This window comes from Rhodococcus sp. T2V (assembly GCF_029269925.1).
Classification (GTDB): Bacteria; Actinomycetota; Actinomycetes; order Mycobacteriales; family Mycobacteriaceae; genus Rhodococcus_F; species Rhodococcus_F koreensis.
The window spans coordinates 1-1,233 of sequence record NZ_JARJBD010000295.1; the positions used below are offsets into that span (position 1 = coordinate 1).

Annotated in this window: 2 protein-coding genes; both read right to left on the reverse strand. The window is 64.4% G+C overall.

Annotated elements, in window-relative coordinates:
• Nucleotides 1-10: 10 nt before the first annotated feature.
• Nucleotides 11-139, reverse strand: coding sequence for a hypothetical protein (locus tag P3H15_RS56030; protein WP_369426242.1), 129 nt, complete (start codon nt 137-139; stop codon nt 11-13).
• Nucleotides 140-147: 8 nt separating this feature from the next.
• Nucleotides 148-288, reverse strand: a complete 141-nt coding sequence (locus P3H15_RS53975) for a hypothetical protein (protein WP_276144819.1) — start codon at nt 286-288, stop codon at nt 148-150.
• Nucleotides 289-1,233: the final 945 nt, after the last annotated feature.

A 1,233-nucleotide genomic window follows, 5' to 3' on the forward strand; every position in this document is an offset into this window, starting at 1 on the left:
CTCTGGGACCTCACGACCCAGTGTTCACGATGTCCACACTCGAGGGGGAACCCCCGACCACCCACGGCGGCAGATCACGCACCCGGGCCTGGACCTTGCCGGTCTCGGTCAATGCGGCGTCGACCAAGTCGAAGCCCACGATTCGGGTCAGCTCGCCGAGATGCCCGGGGCGAACCGGCCTCCCGCGACGGTGACGACACGGGTGATGACGGAATCGGGAGTCAGCGGAGCTCCTGGGTCGAGGATGTCTTGGAGGACGCCTTCTTCTACCGGAGCTCCGCTACCCATTCGTGCACGACACGCCCAAGACTCGAGTTCTTGACCGCCAGCCGTCCCCGCTCATTACACGGCTTTGGGGCTAGGATCGACGTTCCGCTGGTAGATTGGCGCGGCGGCCGTAAGCACGGACACCGCCGAGTACGCCGATCCCGCAGCCCACGAGAACTCGCGGTCTGCGCCCTTCGTCGGTCAGGGAAGCCAAAGGGTTCCGGATTACGTGAGGCTGGCGCGTGAGCGGATCGGAAATGCGCCGATCAACGTCATTCGACACCTACATCAACATCTATGTGGCCGCGCGGTCGTGGGCGGCGCCTGTCGAAGGCAGGGAGGCTTCGACCCGGAAAAGATCATGGAGTACGCCGAGTCGCTGGGAGGTCGAATCTGACTACGTCTTGAACTCGGCAAAATGGGTAACCCGGGTTCTCCCCGACGAACCACAGCATCGCGACAGTCGACGGCAACATCCCATGCGGCCCAAGCCCGCCGATCGGGGACAGCGGTCAGCGCGAGGTCACTCCCGGGGTTTTGACCCAGATCGGCCGGTAGTGGGACGTCTGACGCCCTACCACCCCGGCGGTCCCGCATATCCGCAACGGGAGACCGACCACACGCCGGGTCAGAGAGTTCGCTCATGGCGTGACGCCAGATCCAGGTGCAGACCGTGGATGGGGGCCGCCTCGCTGGCTCGGGGCCGCGACGAGGTGCCGGAGCAGGCTCAAACCGAACGCTTTCTCGGCAAACGGGGTGGCAGGTTGCTCGACGACACTGCGGCCCTTGCGCTTTCCTGCATCGAATTGAATTGACGCCCCCGGTGTCCGAGGGTTCAGTCGATGTCACCGCTCCGTCGGCGTGCTAGTAGCGTGTCGCTGCTTAGTTCTGTCTTGTTTCGGTGCGAGGTTGGGGCGGCAGACTTCCCCTTCCCCTCTGCCGGTCAGGACTGTTGTCAATGCCTTC